This window comes from Streptomyces sp. NPDC059452, assembly GCF_042750035.1.
GTDB lineage: Bacteria > Actinomycetota > Actinomycetes > Streptomycetales > Streptomycetaceae > Streptomyces.
Map to the genome: position 1 here is coordinate 137,273 of NZ_JBHYVE010000019.1, position 17,704 is coordinate 154,976.

Here is a 17,704-nt window from a genome sequence, read left to right on the forward strand (position 1 = left end):
CTGGCCGCCTGCTTCTTTTTTTTAAACCCCCCCCCCCCCTGGGGGGTCGCCCGGGCCGCGCCCCCCCCGCGCCCCCCCGGTGGGGGGGGGCGCCCGGGCCCCGGCCCCCCCCGACCCGCCGCTGCCGCCCCCTCCCTCCCTCCTCCTCCCCAGCCGTTCACTCTCCTCCGGCCTGCCCCAGACACCGGGCGAGCAGAGCCAGGGTCTCGGCATCGGACATCCCGATCCGCCGTGCGGAGGAGACCAGTTGCCGTGCCTGCTCGACGACGGCGGCACGGTCGTACGGAACCGGGGCGACCACGATCGCCCCGCGCCCGCGACGCAGCTCGATGAGCCCTTCGGCCTGGAGCGTCTGGTATCCGCGCAGGATGGTGTGGATGCTGACGCCCAGCGACTCGGCCAGGGCGCGGGCGGTCGGCAGCCGGTCGCCGACCCGCAGCGATCCGGCCGCCATGGCGCGGCGCACGGCTGCCGCGACCTGCTCGGTCAACGGTTGCGGAGAGCTTGTGTCGATCTCCACCAACATGGAGCTACTGCCCTTCCAGGAGTTCCATGACGAGGTTCGCGGCGGTCTCGGCGTCGTCGACCGTGACGACGAACTCGCGGCCGCTCTTCAGTTCCAGCCACAGGGCGTCACCGGGCCTGAGCGAGACCGTGTGCCGCCCGGGCATGATGCGGTATCCGAATCCCCCCAGATCCGCCAGCCTGGCATATCCGGAGCGGGCCGCCACGATCGAGTCCAGGGGGAACCGCCGGAGCGGCAGCCGGGCGACCGTCACGGTGACCCCCCGCGCGTCCACAGCCACGCGGCAACTCCCGAACAGGATCAGGAGGATTCCGACGGGCAGGGCCGGGAAGAGCCACCAGGCCACGGCCGTCATCAGCGTGACGACGACGCTCGCCACGACCACGACGAGTCCGACGGGGACGCACCATGCGGGTCCCGCGTCGCGGCTCCAGGCCGCTCGGCGTCCGGCGGGCGTGCTCATCGCCGGGCCGACTTCCATACGAGAGCGGCCCCGACGGCCCCGGCCACGAGGCCGATCGCCACGGTGATGGGGAGGTGCACCGCCATGGGAAAGTCCAGGTCTCGAGGGTCGGACAGCCCCGCGTTGGCGGCGAAGGAGGCTATGAGGAGGTACCCCTCGCCCGCCGCGACGCCCCAGGCCAGGGCGGCGACGAGCCGGTACTGCCCCACCGTCTGGCGGCGACGTACCAACAGGTACCCGAAGAGAGCCGCCTCGGCCAGGAACACCCCGACCGTGATGGCGACGAGCCGGAACGGCTCCATGAATCCGTCGGGCCCGGAGGTCCCGATATGGGAAACCACCTCGCTCGGGAGGCGGTCACGGACGGCGGCGTAGACGATGACCTGCGCCACGGCGGCGGCGATCCAGGGACCGGCACCCAGAGCGATCCGGGATAAGGAAGAGGTCTCCGACTGGGTGTAGTCGGTGCGGGTCTCCATGAGGGCTCCTCCAACTGACTGGACCATTAAGGCAGTTGATGCCGAATAAGTATAACAATGAGACAAGGGAACGGCCGGGCCCCGACCGAAGCTTCAACCACCCGTCATCGACATACCGAGCATCCGCCCTCCCACCCACCCGGGCCGGATCAGCCCTGAGCGCCGGCAGACCGCTCACCCTGCCCGCCGGGGCCCTTCCGACGGAACAGACAGGGCAGGAGGATGCCACTGACGGCTCCCATGGCCAGGCTGACAAGGAGAGCCATCCACATCGACTGCAGAACATGAACGCAGACGAGGAACATGGCCATACAGACGACGAGCCGGCAGAGCCGAAGCGCACGATCCCGATCCACCACGAGGCCCCTCTCCCCTTACGGAAACCGACTGCCGCCCATCAGAAGCCCACGCCCCCGCCCCCTCTGCGCGAGCCCCCCGACCTCGCCGAACCAGTATCGGTCAGCACCCCTGCGCGCGGGGCGCACACCCGCCGCAGAGCTCGGACCGCAGAGCCAGAACGGGCAGCAGGGCCGCCGGATCCACCGGAAAGACGAGGTACGGGCGCACGACCCACTCGCTCCACCCGTCCCCGTGCCGCAACGTGAACCCGCAGGCACGCCCCCGATGGACCGCACCCGCCCCGGCCCCTCGACCCACCCCAGAACCGGTCGCTCGGCCTCCGGTAACCCACTGAGCAGGTTCCGCGCCTCCTCCCGGATGCGCCGGATCGCCCGGCCGGGCGTAGCGGCGGAGTACCGCACGAAGGAGTCGGGCTCATCAAGATCCGCGTCCGCCGAGCCGTACGTGGACCGCTCGCACCAGTACGCGAACGGGACGGGTTCGACGGGGTCGGGGACGTGATCGAGCATGACGCAGCCTCCTGACGTGACACCAGGAACGCCCCCTGCCCACGGCCGGCGTGACGAGCTCAGGAGAGGGGGCGCCCTGGTTCGGGTCTCCCCCAACGGGCGCAGACGACAGGGGAGTTGGCCGCCACATGACGGGGCGGCACATCAGGAAGCTAGCGTGTCGTGCGGACACGTATCAAGTGTTTGACGTCTAACGAGTGATTCTTGGTGAATAAACAAGTGATACAAACAGCGAGCGGCCCCCATCTGCGCCGATGGGGACCGCTCGCTGCCTCACCACAGAGGCTCAGGCGAAGTCGTCGAACTCGCCCTCCTTCGCACCACCCAGGAACGCCCGGAGCTTGGTGCGCGTCGTACGGACGATCACGTCGGGGTTGTCGCTCTCACGCAGCAGGATCTCGCCGTTGTGCTCGGCCAGCTCCAGGCAGGCGTTGCCCTCGGCATTCGACGACTTCGACGACTTGCGCCACTGAATTTCCACGTACTTCACGCCTCACACTTGTTGTGCGACCTCACGAATGAAGTCTCTTGACTTTCGCGGATCCAGAGACAACCCCTCGACCCGATCCATCGTCGCCCGATAGTTCGACAGACGCGTCTCGGCGTCCAGGAACGCGGGCCCGGTTGCCGTGTCCGTCAGCACAGTATCCAGCTGCGGAACAGGACCGTAGACATACTGCGTCGAGCTTCCCGCATCCGGGAATCCGCCAGCGGCGAAGGGGACCACCCGAACGGTGACATTGTCGCGCTCCGACTCACGCAGCAGGTACTCCAACTGGCCCCGCGCGATGCTGGAGTCGCCGTACGTCATCCGCAGCGCCGCCTCATGGACGAGGAATGTGCAGGTCGGCGCGCTCTCCCGGTCGAGGACATCCCGCCGCTTGAGCCGGTGGGAGAGGTGGCGCCTCTGTCGAGCTGGGGCCGGGGGCGGAACAGTCTCCGCGAGTACCGCACGAGCGTAGTCCTCGGTCTGGAGCAGCCCAGGCATATGCATGATCTGCACCGCCCTGATGCCCACCGCATGGTGCTCCAGCTCGGCCAGATCCAGCGCCCTACTGATGAGATCGTTGCGGTAGTCCTCCCACCACCCCCGCCCCCGCTCCTCCGCCATCGCGGCGAGCGCTTCCACGTACGCCTCATCAGGGCACGCGTAGGCGCCCGCCCAGTTACGGACCCGCTCGCCGCTCACGCCGAAGCGTCCCGACTCCGTGTTGCTGATGGTGGTGCGCTCCACACCGAGCAGGGCGGCGGCCTCAGCGAGCGCCAGCCCCGCACTCTGCCGCATCTTGCGCAGCTCAGCACCTACGCGACACTGCCGTGCGGTGGGCGCCTTCCTTGGTGGCATCGGCCTCTCCTCTTGTCGCCTCACAGTGTGACCAGCGCCACCACCGTAATCCATTCGGCTACTTAATAATCCATTCAGGTACGACAAGTGCGACTCGACGCTATGGTCTCCCCCAGTACCGAGCTGCACCTCGGCCACCCCGAAGTGCAGCTGCACAGGCGCGCGTTGAGGTGTGCGCCCGTGCAGCCATCGCCACGGGCGAGGAACAGCACATCCGTTCGCAGAACCGGACCGCATGGGGAGAACGACATGACCACCGCCACCCCAACTCCCGTACCGCCGAACCATCTCGGCGGCGAGAGCTACCGCCTTACTCTGCCCAACACCGCCAACGCCCCGAGGATCGCAAGGGACTTCCTCTCCTCGCTGCTGGGCGTCAGCCGGCACCCGGGGCTGGTCGACGACGCCCGGCTCTGCGTCACCGAGCTGGTCACCAACGCGCACTGCCACACCCGTACGCCGCTCATCCGGGTGCACGTGGCCGTCAACCGGAAGCGGGTCACCGTCGCCGTCACGGATGACGGCGGGCCGGTGCACACGGCGTTCGGGACCCTCGGTGCGCCGACGGCGGGCCCGGAGGAGGAACACGGACGCGGGCTCGCCCTCGTGGAGAGCCTGGCGCTGGCCTGGGGCACGGGCAGCGGCGGTCCCCAGTACCCCGGGCGTACCGTCGTCTGGTTCACCCTCGGGCGGCCGGAGTTGACTACGTGAACCTCACGGCGTGGGACTTTCCGGTGGTCGCCCTGGTCGTCGGGGGGCCGGCCGCCGGGATGACGCTCGGGCCCGGGGAACGCACGGCGGGGCAGCTCCCGCTTCGGCGCGGCGGTGGCCCGCCGTGTTCGAGGCCCCTGGACATCCGGGTGGCCCGCCCTGAAGGCCCATCGGAACGCTACGGGGCGGTGTCCGTGGTTCGCCACACCGCCTCGGGCTTCTCGCACCATACGGTCTGCCGAGCGGGCTCCACGGTCATGCCGAAGTCGTAGAGCTCGGGCTGCCCTGCGTCCAGCCACCGCTGCCACGCCTGTTCGAGCTCGTCCGCCAGGTTGCGCGGGCCTCCCTGATGAGCGGTGGTCCTCCCGTCCTCCTGCGCGGACAGCGTGGCCCAGGAGGAGACGCCGTCGTGGAGCCAGGCGTTCACCCCGTCCGCGTCCACGTCCGGGGCGGTGGCGATGCGCAGGTCCGGAACCGCGACACGCAGGGCGAACCTCAGGTGAGCATGTGTCCGCAGAAGCGCGATGTCCCGCACGAAGTGCCGCTCGCCGTGAGCCTCGCACTGTTCCCGGATCTCTCTCCAAGCCGGCTCTGCGCGGGTGGCGCGGGAAGGCATGAACTGGGCGAGGCCCTGCATCCACCCCGATGCGGACTTCCCGTCGGGCGCGACCGTCAGCGCGACATGCCCCAACCTGCCCCACGGAGTGACGATCCGGCCTCCAGGGCGGGTCTGGGCGACCCACGCCCAGGGGACAGGGTCAACCGCGTAGGTCGAGATCACCCGGTCGAAGGGTGCGTCGGCGGGGCAGCCCGCCCCGCCGTCACCGACCTGCACGATCACTTCGGCGCGGGCCTCACGTAGAACGCGGCGGGCGGAGGCGGCCAGCTCTTCGTCGACCTCCACCGTGATCACTCTGCCCGGTCCGGCCTGGTAGGCCAGCAGGGCGGCGTTGCGGCCACTGCCCGTGCCCAGCTCCAGCGTGCGGTGTCCCTCCTCCAGGAGGAGAGAGTCGAGCATGTCCGCGACGATCGCCTCGCAACTCAGACTCGACGTCGGCACACCGTCGATGATGTGGGTCACGGTGGGCTCGTCCGGCCCCGGATACACGATCGCGTCCCACCGGTCAGGGTCGAGTCGGTGATCGACGGGGGTGTAGTCATGCCCGTTCCAGTGCCAGATGCGCTGCGGTGCGAACTGCTCACGGGGCAGGGCGGCGGCGGCCTGCCGGATCCACGGCGAGCGGGCGGGCCAGGCGCCGGCGCGGTCCATCGCGGACAGCAGACGCTCAGCCGCGTGGGAGGTCTCGCGCATACCTAGTCCTTCTTGTGCTTCCCGTTCTGCGCAGGCGGAGTCGGGACCTTGCCGTCCGCGTTGTTCGGCGGGGGAGTCCCCTGGCCCGGGCTCGGCTGCGGCTTTTCGTGCTTACCCATCGGAACGCCCTCCCCCAGGTTTCTCACAGCAAGAACATGCTGCCGGAGAGCGAGACGTCCAGGACAGTGGGAAATTGGCCACAATGTCCTGGTCTTCGGGCGCAGGGCCGCCCGGGCGCGGGTGGCGGGACCGCATGAACGCCGGGTAGCCGGTGAACCGCCGGTCCGGCGCCGGGCAGCCACCCCCGGCCCCCAGCCCCACCCCCGTACAACCAGCCCCACCCCCCGTACAACATGACGCGTCAGACCACGTGCGACGACCTGAACCGGCGCCGGTACTCCGTGGGTGTCGTGTTCAGCCGTCGCCGGAACGCCCGTACCAGGGTGTCCACCGTGCCGAACCCGCAGGCCGAGGCGATCCGTTCCAGGGTGGCGTCGGAGGACTCCAGTTCGTTGCGGGCCTTCTCGACCCGTACGGACTCGATGTACGCGTACGGGGTCATCCCCAGCTCCGACTTGAAGATCCGGGTCAGGTGGCGGTCGCTGACGTGGGCGAACTCCGCCAGCTCCGCGACCGTCAGCGGCTCGCCGAGGTGGCGCATGATGTGGTGCCGCAGATCCTCGATACGGCGGGTCGTCGACACCTGTTCCAGGGGCACGCTGAACTGGCTCTGCCCGCTCTGCCGCTTCAGGTACATCACCAACTGCCGTGCCACGCGCAGCGCGACGGCCTCGCCCAGGTCGTCGGCGATCAGGGCCAGTGACAGGTCCAGGCAGGCGCTGATCCCCGCCCCGGTCCACACATCGCCCTCGCGGATGAAGATCGGGTCGGCGTCGACCTCAACGGCCGGGTGTTCCGAGGCCAGTTGGCGCGCGGTCGACCAGTGGGTGGTGGCGCGCTTGCCGTCGAGGAGGCCGGCGGCAGCGAGAAGATGTGCTCCTACGCATACGGAGGTGACCCGGCGGGTCCGCGCGGCGAGCACCTTCACCCAGCCGACCAGTTCGGGGTCGACCAGGGCATGCACCCGGCGCTCGCTGTCGACCTCCACCGAACCGGGCACGATCAGCGTGTCGATCCTCCTCGCGGCTGCGTCCTCGAAGGTGATGTCGGGGAGGATGCCGACCCCGGCGCCCGTGGTGACGGGCTCCAAACCCCTTGCCGCGAGGACGACTTCGTAACCCGCCGCGTCATCCGTCTCCCGCCGGGCGAGCGAGAAGACCTCCGGCGGCCCGGTGACATCGAGCAGGTCGACGCCCTCGAAGAGAACGATGACGACCAGCCGTCCGGCGGTGACGCCCATGATGATCCCCCTCATCAGCCGTACAGAAGACGGTAGTTCGGCCGTCTCCACGCGCCCGCTTCCGCATGTCCGTATCTGCATGCTAGTCGTCATTGTGGACATGCCGGATGGGTCATAGCGTCTGAGACAGCTCGCAGCCCGGGAGACACGGGAGCCGTCCAGGAGCCAGACACCCGGGATGCGCGAGCCCTCCCCGACACATGACCTCAAGGCGGTACGGGGCCGTCGTCGCATCCCAGAAGGAGATCGTCCGATGAAGCTGCTCCGCACCGCCACCGCGATCGGTGTCGCCGCCGTCCTCGCGACCACCGTCACCGCGTGCGGCGGAAGCCCCGAGGCCGCCACCGGAAAGGAGACGGACAGCGGCGGGTCAGCGAAGCCCGCTGCCAAACCCGCTACCAAACCCGCTGCCGAGCCCGCTACGAAGAACGTCGCCGAGAACACGACCACGCTCCGCACGCTCAACAAGCTCGACGAGACCCCGGCGACGCTCGCCGACGCGACGCTCGTCCTCGTCGACTACCAGAACACCTACACCAGCGGCGTGATGGAACTCGACGGCTGGCAGCCCGCCGTGGACAACACCGCCGCCCTGCTGAAGCGCGCCCGCGCCGCCGGAACGCCGGTCATCCACATCGTCGACAAGGGGTACGACCTCACCTCGGAGGCGGGGCAGATCATTCCCGCCGTGAAGCCGGTCAAGGGGGAGCCGGTCGTCGAGAAGAGCGTCCCGAACGCGTTCCACGGCACGAACCTCGCCGCCGAGGTGAAGAAGGCCGGGCGCACGAACGTGATCATCGCCGGGTTCATGACCAACATGTGCACCCTGTTCACCACACAGGGCGCGTTCATCAACGGCAACAGCCCGACCGTGGTGGCCGACGCCTCGGCGACCCGGCCGCTGCCGCTGAACGGCAACCCGAACGGCATCCCGGCGGAGCAGCTCCACGCCTCCGCACTGGCCACGATCCAGGATCTGTACGGGGTGGTCGTGCCGACGCAGAAGTCCCTGAGGTAGCCCACCTCCCCGGCCTCCCCCTCACCCCCGCAGAGGTTCCCCCTCCGCCCCCCCTCCGCGCTTCCACCCCCTCCGCGCCGGCGACCGTGTGCTCCGGGAGGGGAAGCGCCCTCAGTAGGGTTTCCGGGTGACCCAGGACAACCACGCACCCGACGCCCACCTGCCCATGCTGACCACCGCCCAGGCCGACCGCCTGCGCCGGCTGGTGGCCGACGACCTGTCCGCCCGGGACGGCGCGCACCCCCGGGTGGACGGAGCGACGGCCGTACGCGAGCGGTCCACGCACATGCTCACCACGCTGGCCCAACGGTGTCTGGCCGAGGACCCGCAGCGCTGGCCCGAGCTGATAGCGACTCACTTCACCTCTCTGGACACGGCCGCTCAGGGCGGTGAGAACGCCGACGAGCTGCTGCCCCGGACCTTCCTGCGCCTGCTGCCAGCCGAGGCGATCGGCGGGGATGTGGCGGCCGGGTTCCGCTACGCCCGGCGGCCTGCGGACGGACTGGTCACCGCGCTCGCCCTGGACGCGCCCGACTCCGTACGGATGCTCACCGACGCCGACGTCGCACGGGCCGGTCTCGACGAACTGGAGGCGGCGGGCCGGGCGAACCTGCTGGCCGAACCAGTGGAGTACGAGGAGATGCGCACCCCCTCGGGCGCCCTCCTGCACTCCGTGTACGGCGACTCCCACTTCGTGGCGAGCAAGGCCCTGGTCCTGGGCGACCTGGCCCGTACCCTCACCGGCCACGACCTGCCGGAGGCCGGCGCGCTCGTCGTCGTACCGACCCGGCACCTGCTGGCATTCCACCCGATCCTCGACGGCACGGTGGTCGACGCCGTCAACGACCTGGCGGCGTACGCCCTGGGCGCGTACGAGGACGGGCCCGGGGCCCTCTCCCCGCTGCTGTACTGGTGGCGGCGGGACGGCGGCCTGGTCTGCCTCACCTCCTTCGACCCGGAGACCCGCGCCCTGTCGGTCACACAGCCGCCGGAGCTGCTGGAGCTGATGCGGAGCCTGCACGGGGGTCAACGTGCAGCGACAGCAGCGCCATCCCACTCTCAACTCCACTCAGATCTGCGGCAGTTGACGGACAACCTGCCCCAGGACCCGGCCGCGCTCCCCGAAGCCTTCAGCGCGGCGGTGGCACACGCCCACGCCCGCTGCGCGGACGACCCCGACGCGGCGAAGCTGGAGACGTGGGAGGCCTGGGTCCTCGCGATGCAGCTGGGCGACGCGCTGTTCGCCACCTCCGTTGCCCGCGAGGGCGAGGTGGAGTGCCGCGTCGGTGACCGCGTGATCGCCCTGCCCGCCACCGGCCCGACCCCGCACGCGAACGGCCGCGCCTGGCTGACCGCGTTCTGGTTCGCCCTGGCCTGCCGTGAGGGAGACCGTCTGTCCCGGCTGGTACGCGTCCCCCTGGACGACCTGCGCCTCGCCGATCCGTCGCAGGACGCGTACCTGTTCCACTGGATCGACACCCTCCAGACCTACTGGATCGGGCAGTCCCTGGACGATGTCGTCCAGAAGCTCATCGCCACGATGGAGGCGTCCGACCCCAAGGCCGCGACGCGCACCGCGCCCGACCTGCTGAACCTGATCGACTACCAGCCCGTCGCCCTCTTCCACCGCCTCATCACCCGCAACCACGAGGCGTTCGCGGAGACCCTCACCGAGGCGGTGGCCCACCACGACCGCTACTGGGCCGACTCCCCGGACGCCCGCACCCACGCGGCCCTGGGCCCCCTGGCCCTGGCCTGCCTCGCCCACGACGGCGACTTCCCGGTGGACGCGACCTTGCCCCGCCTGCCGAAGCACCTGATCATGCGCTCCTGGTACGGAGAGTTCGCGACCTGAGCGATGGGGGGGCGGCCAGGTCTGCCACGTCATCCATGAAGCAGGTCCGCAGATAGCGGCTCCGCTCCGCCTCGGCCGGAGTGAGCGCGGGCGGCCCGGCGGCCAGCACCTGGCAGGCCCGCTCGCAGGCGCGGGACACCTGGCCGTCCGGGTCCAGCAGGGGCAGCCCCTCGGCGTAGAGGAAGAGGAGCGTGCCCCGCCGCTGGGCCCGGTCCCGCTCGCAGGGCCTCGCCGGTCAACAGGCCGGCCAGTCCACCGGTCGGGGCGGACCGTCGTCCCCGGTGCTCCTACGGGGCGTACACGCAGCCGGTCGCACCCGACATCGCCCAGTGGATCTTCGCCGAGGTCTGCGGCCCGAACACGCCGTCCGCGGGGATGCCCCGGTTGCGCTGGACTTCCTTCAGCCTGTTGGCCGTGGCGGCCCCGTACATGCCGTCCACGGCGATGTCCGACCCGGCATGACACCTGTTCAGGGAGCGCTGGAGCTGCTTGACGGCGGTGTTCTGGCCTCCGCCGTTGAAGCCGTCGCCGTTGGAGAGGATGCAGTTGGTGTTCTTGCTGCCGGCCGTCGTGGTCGGCTTGGTGTAGTTGCCGTACTGGTTGGAGTAGGTCGAGACACCCTTGCAGTGGGTGGCGGCCTGGGCGGTGCCGGCGGTGCCGACGACCGCTCCGGCGGCGAGCAGTCCGAGGGTGGCGAGGGAGGCTGCGGTACGGCGGATGCGCATGGAGAAGTTCCTTCCGGGAAAGGTGCTGAGTTCTGGGGCTCTCGGTGGACGCGGCCCGGGTGAGGCCGAGACCCGGGTGGGTGGGGGCCGGGTCAGCCGCGGCAGGCGTTGGCGCCGCCGTTGTAGTTCTTCGACCACCAGCGCATGGCGTTACGGGTGTTGGGGCCGTAGACGCCGTCCACCGCGGAGCCGTACTTGGCCTGCGCCCTCCGCACGGCCTGTGCGGTGAGCGGCCCGAACTGGCCGTCCACGGTGATGTTGGTACGGGTCCAGCTGTCCACGCAGTTCTTCAGCGACTGCTGGAGCGCCCGGACTGCGAGGCCCTGGCTGCCCTGGGAGAGAACGCAGTTGGTGGACCAGCTGTTCGTGGAGGGCTGGTCCGCCCAGTACTGGCTGCCCATGTTCGTCGTCACGAGGGTCGTGCAGGTGGTGGCGGCGTGTGCCGCCGGGGCGGTGGCCACGCCGACACCCAGGAGCCCTGCGGAGAGCACGAGGACGCCAGTGGTGCCCGCGAGCTTCTTCTTCAGGTTCATACGTCTCCGAAATCTTCGAGGCCTGCGCCGGGCAGCCCGGTACGGGCGGCCTGCGGCTGGTTGCGGCGCCACCCTGACACCGGGCCCACCAGGCCACAAGGAGACTGGGACGTCCCGGGACGGCCCGGGACGTCCCAGGCCGGTGAGCTGCGCCGATGCCTCGGGGGCGGGACGGCTGCGCGCGCTGCGGACGTGCCTCGGGGAGCCGGAACGGGGAGCCGGAACGCCGAAGGGGCGGCAGGCCCGGCTTCGGCCCACCGCCCCTCACCCGCCGAGGAGTTTCTTCATTCGCTGAGGAGTTGCTGAATGACCGTGATCCGGTCCGTGGTCGGCGGACCCGCCGGCCGAACCGGTGCCTCGCGGAGGAACCGGGCTCAGTGGTGCCGTGTCACCACTGGAACGACATTCCCTTGTACCGGGACGCGACATCGGTGATGTCCGTGCCCAGGCTGAGGGAACTGCAGAGACGGGGGTTGCCGAAGATGTCGGGGCACGGAATTCTGTCCGAGCCGCCGGAGATCAGGCCGTGCAGCTTGGCCCTTCCATTGGCGTCCAGCGAGTAGATCGGGCCGCCGCTGTCACCCTGGCCGGACAGCAGACGGTTGTCCTTGCCCCGGTAATACTGGACCCAGCGGGTCACGCCGTCGGTGTATTTCACCCACTGCTTCTCGCTCACCACGGAGGCGAAGCAGTTCTCCACGGACGAGTAGGAGCCGCTGAAGCACACGCCGTTCTGGCCGACGAACACCTGCTTGATACCCACGGTGAAGCGGCTCCTCCCGTCCTTGAGACCGCCCGTGTAGACCTCCTGGATCGACTGCCCGGCGACCCATATGAAGGCCGTGTCCACGTCGTTGTGGATATCCGCGATGGCGCCGACCCTGCGGCGGCCGTCACCGGTCTGGATGTTGTCCCCACGGGACTTGGCGCAGTGCGCCGCCGTCAGCAGGAAGAACTTGCCGTCGTACATGGCGGAGAAGCCGCTGGTGCAGCCCCCGCCCGCCGTCGGGTTACGGATCATGGCACCGCCGGCGTAGGGGTTCACGTCGCTGTACCGCGTCCCGGCCACCTGCGGTATCGCCGGACCGGACTTCTTGAGCCTCACCGGTATTCCGCCCGTGAGGTCCGCCGGGATCTCCGCGGCGGCACTGGGGGAGAGCGCCTTGGCCGCCGACTTCTGAAGGTCGGACGAGTCCAGGCCGATCTCGAGCGCGTTGCCGTCGTTGCTCCCACCCGCGGACCGGATTCTGGCACCTTGCACCCGGATGTCGGACTTCATCACCCGGTAGGACTGCTCCTTCAGTTCGTTCCGGTTGTAACGGGCGGAGGCGACGGTGACCTTGATGCCCTTCTTCCGGTGCGCTTCAACGACCTTGTTCACCTCCTGGGGCACCTTGCCCTTCCAGCGGAGTATGTAACTGCTGGTCGCGGCGGACACCTCCAACCCCGCGTAATTGCTCTTGGGGTCCTGGTGAACCAGATTCCAGACCTCGTTCCCGGCGTCGTTGAGCCGGGACTCGGCTGCGAGCTCGGCCGTCGGGAGACCGCCCGCGGGGACCGCGGCGGCGCCCGCCTGGTTGATCGGGGCAGGGCTCTGCGCGGGAGTGGCCGAACTGGTCATGGGCGCCGAGAGCAGCAGAACCATCCCCGTGGTCACCGCCGAATGCACTAGCTTGCGGGCCATGCGTTCTCCCTGTCTGAGAAGAAGAGGAAGAAGCCACGCTCCGATACGCGGCTTCTTTCGAGCAGCGTGATCGGGGAATCGCGTTCACCCCGCCTTCACACGGGGAAAGTCCCATTCACCGCTGGCGTTTCGCTGACGATTCGCTGCCGTGGAACGGACTTGCGCGTCAGTCTCGCGTCAGCCCCACCCCTTCGCGACGGCCCGTCATGACGGGCCTTCGTGACAGCCCGTCGGCATCCGTGAAGCGCAACTGAGCTTCCGCGACAGGGACAGGAGCGGTACGCGGAAGGGCCGGAACTCGGAAGAGGCGGAACGCGGAAGAGGCGGCGGGCCCGGCTTCGGCCCACCGCCCCTCACTCACAGAGGAGTTGCTTCATCCGCAGAGAAGTTACTGAATGACCGTGATCCGGTCCGTGGCCGGCGGAGCCAGCGGGGCCGTGGCCGAGGAGTGGGCTGCCAGGTAGGCGTTGAACAGCTCCAGGTCGGAGGCGCCGACCAGCTTGTTCGTGCCCTGGCCGAGGGCCGGGAAGCCGTCGCCGCCGCCCGCGAGGAACTCGTTCATCGCGACGCGGTAGGTGCGCGCCGGGTCGATCGCCTCGCCGTTCAGCTTGATGGAGTCGGTGACCACGCGGGCCGCGCCGCTCTTCGTCAGGTCGAGGGTGTAGGTGAGGCCCTTGGAGACCTGGAGGATCTTCGGGGCGGCCTCGTTGGCGCCGCTGACCTGCTGCTGGAGCGCGGTGACCAACTGGGCGCCGGTCAGGTCGACGACGTTCATCATGTTGGTGAACGGCTGCACGGTGAACGCCTCGCCGTACGTGACGACCCCGTCGCCCTCACTGCCGGACGCCTTGTACACCAGGTCCGCGCGGATGCCGCCCGGGTTCATGAACGCGACCTGCGCGCCGCCCTTGTCGGCCGGGGCGAGCCCTTCGAGCTGGGCATCGGCGATGACGTTGCCGAGCGGCTTCTCGGGGGCCGTGGAGCCGCGGCCGTTGATGTCGGCGCTGATGTAGCCCTGGGGCGCGTTGGCGATCGGGGCGGCGAGCTTGTTCCAGCGCTTGATCAGGCGGTTCATGTCATCGGCCCCACTCCCGTCCCGGGTCACGATGTGGTTCGCGGACTTCACCGACGTACGGACGATGTCGTGGGTACGCAGGTCGTAGGTGAGCGTGGTGTCCGTGTAGAGCTTGCCGAACGAGGAGGCCGAGGTGACCATGCGCGGCTTGCCCGCCGGGTCCGGGACCGTGCACACGTACGCCTGATGGGTGTGGCCCGTGACCAGGGCGTCCACCTTCGGCGTGATGCCCTTGGCAATGTCGACGATCGGGCCGGAGATGCCGTCGCCCGCGCCGGGGCTGTCGCAGTCGTAGTTGTACGAGGTCGAGGCCGGGGCCCCGCCCTCGTGGATCAGGGCCACGATGGACTTGACGCCCTTGCGGTCCAGCTCCTTGGCGTACTTGTTGATCGTCTTGATCTCGTCGTGGAACTTGAGGCCCTTGACGCCCTCGGCGGTGACGATGTCCGGCGTGCCCTCCAGGGTCACGCCGATGAAGCCGACCTTGACGCCGTTCTTCTTCCAGATGGTGTACGGCTTGAGCAGCGGCTTGCCGGTCTTCTCCTTGGTGACGTTGGCCGCCAGGTAGGGGAAGTCCGCGCCCTTGAACTTCTTGCCCTTCTCGTAACAGCCGTCGACCGGGTGACAGCCACCGTTCTGGAGGCGGGCCAGCTCCTTCGCGCCCTCGTCGAACTCGTGGTTGCCGACCGCCGAGACGTCCAGCTTCAGCTTGTTGAGCGCCTCGATCGTCGGCTCGTCGTGGAAGAGGCCCGACAGCAGCGGGCTCGCGCCGACCAGGTCGCCCGCGGCCGCCGTGACGGAGTACGGGCTGCCCTTGCGGGCCTTGCGCAGCGAGTTCGCCAGGTGCGCGACGCCACCGGCGGCGATCTCCTCCACCCTGCCGTCCGCGTGCTTCTTGTAGACCGCACCGGCGGAACCGGCCGGGGGCTCCAGGTTGCCGTGCAGGTCGTTGAACGACAGCAACTGCACATCGACGGTACGGGGCTTGTGGCCGTGCCCGTGACCGTGACCGTGTCCGTGGCCCCGGTCATGGGCCCCGGCCGGCATCGCGGCGACGAGCGCGCCCACGGTGGCCAGACCCGCCGCCGCGGCGAGCACCCGCCGGGAGGCACGTTTCTTCTGCGGAGTCGCTGACATCGGTCCCCTTGTGTGTCAGTTGTGGCGGTCGTGTCAGGCGTGGCGCCGACGGCGCACGCCTGGGATCCTGCGTGCCGCAGCCTAGAGTCAACGCGCGTAGCGCAACAGGTGTTCGGGGTTACGACCTGGTTGCCATCCGGCCAAATGGACCACCTGACAGCCTGAGAGTCCGACGGCCTGACGCCTCACCACTTGGTCACCGGGTCACCAGGTCAACCGGGCCGACGAAGATCCGCCGTCATCCGGCGAAGAAGATCACGATCCATACCGGCAGCAGCAGAACCGACGTCGCAAGCGGAATGATCCAGCGATTTCCGATCGGATGGTAACAGCGAATCGGCCGCCTCTTCTTTCCCTGCCTTTTCCTCTTCTTCCTCCTCTCCGCCTCCGCGTCCCGCAGCGCCCTCGCCCTCATGGCATCGACGAAGGACAGCAGGGCGAACGCGGGAAAGACCGACAGAGAGAGGATGACGACGACATTGGACAGGCCACGGGAGAGGAAGTCGACGAGAATAGCCGCCACGACCCCGAAGCCCGTCAGAAGGGCCCAGTGCCCCGCCGAGCTCACGAACATCTCGCGAGCCTCCTCGGGATCACACTCCCCCCGCTGGGCCTCACGGAGCAACGCGGTCAGATCGACGTCCAGAGTCGGCGAATTCCTTCCCCTCTCCGAACGCCTGAGGAACCATCGGTACAGGGCTTGGACGGCGACGTCGGGTACAGCCTCGATGGCCCCGGCGTATCGGTCACCTGCGCCTCTCGGGTCCGCGCCGGACACCTCGACGGCCTCGCTCTCCGTACCTCTCCTCATCATCCTTCCGCTCCCGCTTCAGCGGCGGGGTTACGGCAGGAGCGGCCCTTGCGGGAACCCGGCCGCCATATTCGGGAATGGGCGGATACGAGCGCGACGGAAGCCAGGAGCGCCAATCCCCCGCCTTCGATACCCATATACCCTTCCCGGATCCCTGGGGTCCGGGGTGACGGTGCGCAGCCACCCCGGAGAAAGAACCAACAGATCCTTTAATCTACTCGCACCCCGCCGAAGCGATTTCCGATGGCATCGACGCCCGTAGGCCGGTAGGCCCATAGGCCCGTAGGGAAAGCCGCGCGTTCCGTACGGCTCCCCGGCATACCCCCGCCCGCGCCCCCGGTCCCCGTACGCTCGTCCCCATGACGACTGACGCACCCCTCCCCTCCCCCGGACGCGAGATTCAGGCCCTCGACGCGCTCGATCCCGCCCAGGCCGACGCCGTCCTCGAACTCCTCGGCGAGGCGGCCCGGTTCGACGGCAGGCAGGCGGTCTCCGAGCAGGGGAGGCTCCGGATCCGGGGCGGACACCGCGTCGGTGTACGCCACTTCCTGCTCACCAGCGGCGGAACCCTCGCCGGGTACGCGCAGTTGGAGGACACCGACCCGGTCGAGGCCCCGGCCGCCGAGCTCGTCGTCCACCCCGAGCGGCGCGGCACCGGCCACGGGCGGGCCCTGGGCGCCGCCCTCCTCGCCGCGACCGGCAAGCGGCTGCGGGTCTGGGCGCACGGCGGCAGCTCGGCGGCCCGGCACCTGGCCCAGGTCCTCGGCCTCTCCCTCTTCCGCGAGCTGCGCCAGCTCCGGCGGAGCCTGGTCCCCCTCGACCTCGCGGAGCCCGTACTGCCCGAAGGCGTCACCGTACGGACCTTCGAGCCGGGCCGTGACGACACCGCCTGGCTCACCGTGAACCGCGCCGCCTTTGCTCACCACCCCGAGCAGGGCTCCCTGACCCAGCAGGACCTGGACGACCGCAAGGCGGAGCCCTGGTTCGACCCGAAGGGGTTCTTCCTGGCCGAGCGGGACGGGGCGCTCGTCGGCTTCCACTGGACGAAGGTGCACGCCGAGGAGCGGCTGGGCGAGGTGTACGTCGTCGGCGTGCTGCCCGACGCCCAGGGCGGCGGCCTCGGCAAGGCGCTGACCGCGATCGGCCTGCACCATCTGGCCGCCGAGGGGCTGCCCACGGCGATGCTCTACGTCGACGCGGACAACACGGCGGCCGTGACGGTGTACGAGCGGATGGGGTTCACCACGCACGAGGTGGACCTGATGTACCGCACGGAGTCCTGAACCCTGCACCTCCCCTCTGAAGAAAATCTGTCGTGGCGGGAGTAGACATCTCGCATTCGACGGGTCTAGTGTTTTTCTCGTAGCCGGACAGCGAGGACGGCACGGCAGTGGAGTGGTGGAGCCGGAAACGGTGGGTTCCTCCGCTGGTTGCCGGGCCGGGCGGCCTTCAGGGGCCGTGCAGCGGTATTCCGACCTGTCCGCGTCAGTGAACCGAACCGAACGAGGTAAGGAGCAGACGCCATCAGGATCGCCCGGGCGAGGCACACACCGCTCGGGTACCGCAGGCCCCAGATCGGAAGGTGGTCCCCGGTCACGCATCCGCGATCCCCGCTCACCCGCCCTCACCGGCGGACCGGCGGAAAGAGAAGGCCGACGTAAGTCACGTCGGCAGATGGTGTTGAAGCTCGGGGCCCGAGCGCCCGAACGCGCGCGGGCCCCCCCCCGGGTGCGCCGGGCGCAACACCGCCCCGGCCCCCCAGAAAAGGTGCGTAGGCCCCCACCAAAAACACCCCCCCCCC

At 69.5% G+C, this 17,704-nt stretch carries 16 protein-coding genes; 4 read left to right on the plus strand and 12 right to left on the minus strand.

From position 1 onward, the window contains the following. Nucleotides 1-157: 157 nt before the first annotated feature. From ACFW9Z_RS24390 to ACFW9Z_RS24410, 5 genes are all read right to left on the minus strand, one after another. Nucleotides 158-526: a GntR family transcriptional regulator gene (locus ACFW9Z_RS24390; protein WP_384644389.1), complete on the minus strand. Its 369-nt coding sequence runs from the start codon at nt 524-526 to the stop codon at nt 158-160. A 4-nt stretch (nt 527-530) separates the two neighbouring features. After that, the gene (locus ACFW9Z_RS24395) at nt 531-989 is read right to left on the minus strand and encodes a hypothetical protein (RefSeq protein ID WP_384644391.1); all 459 of its coding nucleotides are present in this window, start codon (nt 987-989) and stop codon (nt 531-533) included. After that, complete coding sequence (locus ACFW9Z_RS24400) at nt 986-1,468, minus strand: hypothetical protein (protein ID WP_384644393.1); 483 nt, start codon at nt 1,466-1,468, stop codon at nt 986-988. The genes ACFW9Z_RS24395 and ACFW9Z_RS24400 overlap by 4 nt, the downstream gene beginning before the upstream one ends. A 1,155-nt stretch (nt 1,469-2,623) precedes the next feature. After that, entirely contained in the window at nt 2,624-2,818 is a 195-nt protein-coding gene (locus ACFW9Z_RS24405; RefSeq protein ID WP_384644479.1) for a DUF397 domain-containing protein, read from the minus strand. 12 nt (nt 2,819-2,830) lie between these two features. After that, the gene (locus tag ACFW9Z_RS24410) at nt 2,831-3,682 is read right to left on the minus strand and encodes a DUF5753 domain-containing protein (protein ID WP_384644395.1); all 852 of its coding nucleotides are present in this window, start codon (nt 3,680-3,682) and stop codon (nt 2,831-2,833) included. 249 nt (nt 3,683-3,931) lie between these two features. On the opposite strand from ACFW9Z_RS24410, the gene ACFW9Z_RS24415 reads away from it, so the two are divergent. Continuing rightward, complete coding sequence (locus tag ACFW9Z_RS24415; protein ID WP_384644397.1) at nt 3,932-4,393, plus strand: ATP-binding protein; 462 nt, start codon at nt 3,932-3,934, stop codon at nt 4,391-4,393. Between the two features lie 178 nt (nt 4,394-4,571). Here the strand turns inward: ACFW9Z_RS24415 and ACFW9Z_RS24420 are convergent, their stop codons facing one another. Together ACFW9Z_RS24420 and ACFW9Z_RS24425 are read right to left on the minus strand one after the other, a co-directional pair. Next, nucleotides 4,572-5,705 (minus strand): methyltransferase domain-containing protein, encoded by a 1,134-nt coding sequence (locus ACFW9Z_RS24420; RefSeq protein WP_384644399.1) that lies wholly within the window; start codon nt 5,703-5,705, stop codon nt 4,572-4,574. Between the two features lie 361 nt (nt 5,706-6,066). Then, nucleotides 6,067-7,080: a GlxA family transcriptional regulator gene (locus ACFW9Z_RS24425; protein ID WP_384644401.1), complete on the minus strand. Its 1,014-nt coding sequence runs from the start codon at nt 7,078-7,080 to the stop codon at nt 6,067-6,069. A 238-nt stretch (nt 7,081-7,318) separates the two neighbouring features. Between ACFW9Z_RS24425 and ACFW9Z_RS24430 the strand changes: the two genes are divergently transcribed. Together ACFW9Z_RS24430 and ACFW9Z_RS24435 are read left to right on the plus strand one after the other, a co-directional pair. Beyond that, nucleotides 7,319-8,083 (plus strand): isochorismatase family protein, encoded by a 765-nt coding sequence (locus ACFW9Z_RS24430; RefSeq protein WP_384644403.1) that lies wholly within the window; start codon nt 7,319-7,321, stop codon nt 8,081-8,083. A 127-nt stretch (nt 8,084-8,210) separates the two neighbouring features. Then, a complete protein-coding gene (locus ACFW9Z_RS24435; RefSeq protein ID WP_384644405.1) occupies nt 8,211-9,938 on the plus strand; it encodes an immunity 49 family protein in 1,728 nt (575 codons plus the stop codon). A gap of 287 nt (nt 9,939-10,225) precedes the next feature. Here the strand turns inward: ACFW9Z_RS24435 and ACFW9Z_RS24440 are convergent, their stop codons facing one another. The 5 genes from ACFW9Z_RS24440 to ACFW9Z_RS24460 form a co-directional block, all read right to left on the minus strand. Then, complete coding sequence (locus tag ACFW9Z_RS24440) at nt 10,226-10,663, minus strand: peptidoglycan-binding protein (protein ID WP_384644407.1); 438 nt, start codon at nt 10,661-10,663, stop codon at nt 10,226-10,228. Between the two features lie 92 nt (nt 10,664-10,755). After that, nucleotides 10,756-11,196, minus strand: coding sequence for a peptidoglycan-binding protein (locus ACFW9Z_RS24445; RefSeq protein ID WP_384644409.1), 441 nt, complete (start codon nt 11,194-11,196; stop codon nt 10,756-10,758). Between the two features lie 388 nt (nt 11,197-11,584). Further along, nucleotides 11,585-12,880 (minus strand): hypothetical protein, encoded by a 1,296-nt coding sequence (locus tag ACFW9Z_RS24450; RefSeq protein ID WP_384644411.1) that lies wholly within the window; start codon nt 12,878-12,880, stop codon nt 11,585-11,587. 388 nt (nt 12,881-13,268) lie between these two features. Continuing rightward, nucleotides 13,269-15,092: a bifunctional metallophosphatase/5'-nucleotidase gene (locus ACFW9Z_RS24455; protein ID WP_384644413.1), complete on the minus strand. Its 1,824-nt coding sequence runs from the start codon at nt 15,090-15,092 to the stop codon at nt 13,269-13,271. A 238-nt stretch (nt 15,093-15,330) separates the two neighbouring features. Then, complete coding sequence (locus ACFW9Z_RS24460; protein WP_384644415.1) at nt 15,331-15,906, minus strand: hypothetical protein; 576 nt, start codon at nt 15,904-15,906, stop codon at nt 15,331-15,333. A 356-nt stretch (nt 15,907-16,262) separates the two neighbouring features. On the opposite strand from ACFW9Z_RS24460, the gene mshD reads away from it, so the two are divergent. Then, the gene (mshD, locus tag ACFW9Z_RS24465) at nt 16,263-17,186 is read left to right on the plus strand and encodes a mycothiol synthase (RefSeq protein WP_384644416.1); all 924 of its coding nucleotides are present in this window, start codon (nt 16,263-16,265) and stop codon (nt 17,184-17,186) included. Nucleotides 17,187-17,704: the final 518 nt, after the last annotated feature.

Coding starts and splice junctions, on each gene's coding strand:
- ACFW9Z_RS24390 (WP_384644389.1), bottom strand. CDS start 526: ATGTTGGTGGAGATCGACACAAGCTCTCCGCAACCGTTGACCGAGCAG.
- ACFW9Z_RS24395 (WP_384644391.1), bottom strand. CDS start 989: ATGAGCACGCCCGCCGGACGCCGAGCGGCCTGGAGCCGCGACGCGGGA.
- ACFW9Z_RS24400 (WP_384644393.1), bottom strand. CDS start 1,468: ATGGAGACCCGCACCGACTACACCCAGTCGGAGACCTCTTCCTTATCC.
- ACFW9Z_RS24410 (WP_384644395.1), bottom strand. CDS start 3,682: ATGCCACCAAGGAAGGCGCCCACCGCACGGCAGTGTCGCGTAGGTGCT.
- ACFW9Z_RS24415 (WP_384644397.1), top strand. CDS start 3,932: ATGACCACCGCCACCCCAACTCCCGTACCGCCGAACCATCTCGGCGGC.
- ACFW9Z_RS24420 (WP_384644399.1), bottom strand. CDS start 5,705: ATGCGCGAGACCTCCCACGCGGCTGAGCGTCTGCTGTCCGCGATGGAC.
- ACFW9Z_RS24425 (WP_384644401.1), bottom strand. CDS start 7,080: ATGAGGGGGATCATCATGGGCGTCACCGCCGGACGGCTGGTCGTCATC.
- ACFW9Z_RS24430 (WP_384644403.1), top strand. CDS start 7,319: ATGAAGCTGCTCCGCACCGCCACCGCGATCGGTGTCGCCGCCGTCCTC.
- ACFW9Z_RS24440 (WP_384644407.1), bottom strand. CDS start 10,663: ATGCGCATCCGCCGTACCGCAGCCTCCCTCGCCACCCTCGGACTGCTC.
- ACFW9Z_RS24445 (WP_384644409.1), bottom strand. CDS start 11,196: ATGAACCTGAAGAAGAAGCTCGCGGGCACCACTGGCGTCCTCGTGCTC.
- ACFW9Z_RS24450 (WP_384644411.1), bottom strand. CDS start 12,880: ATGGCCCGCAAGCTAGTGCATTCGGCGGTGACCACGGGGATGGTTCTG.
- ACFW9Z_RS24455 (WP_384644413.1), bottom strand. CDS start 15,092: ATGTCAGCGACTCCGCAGAAGAAACGTGCCTCCCGGCGGGTGCTCGCC.
- ACFW9Z_RS24460 (WP_384644415.1), bottom strand. CDS start 15,906: ATGATGAGGAGAGGTACGGAGAGCGAGGCCGTCGAGGTGTCCGGCGCG.
- mshD (WP_384644416.1), top strand. CDS start 16,263: ATGACGACTGACGCACCCCTCCCCTCCCCCGGACGCGAGATTCAGGCC.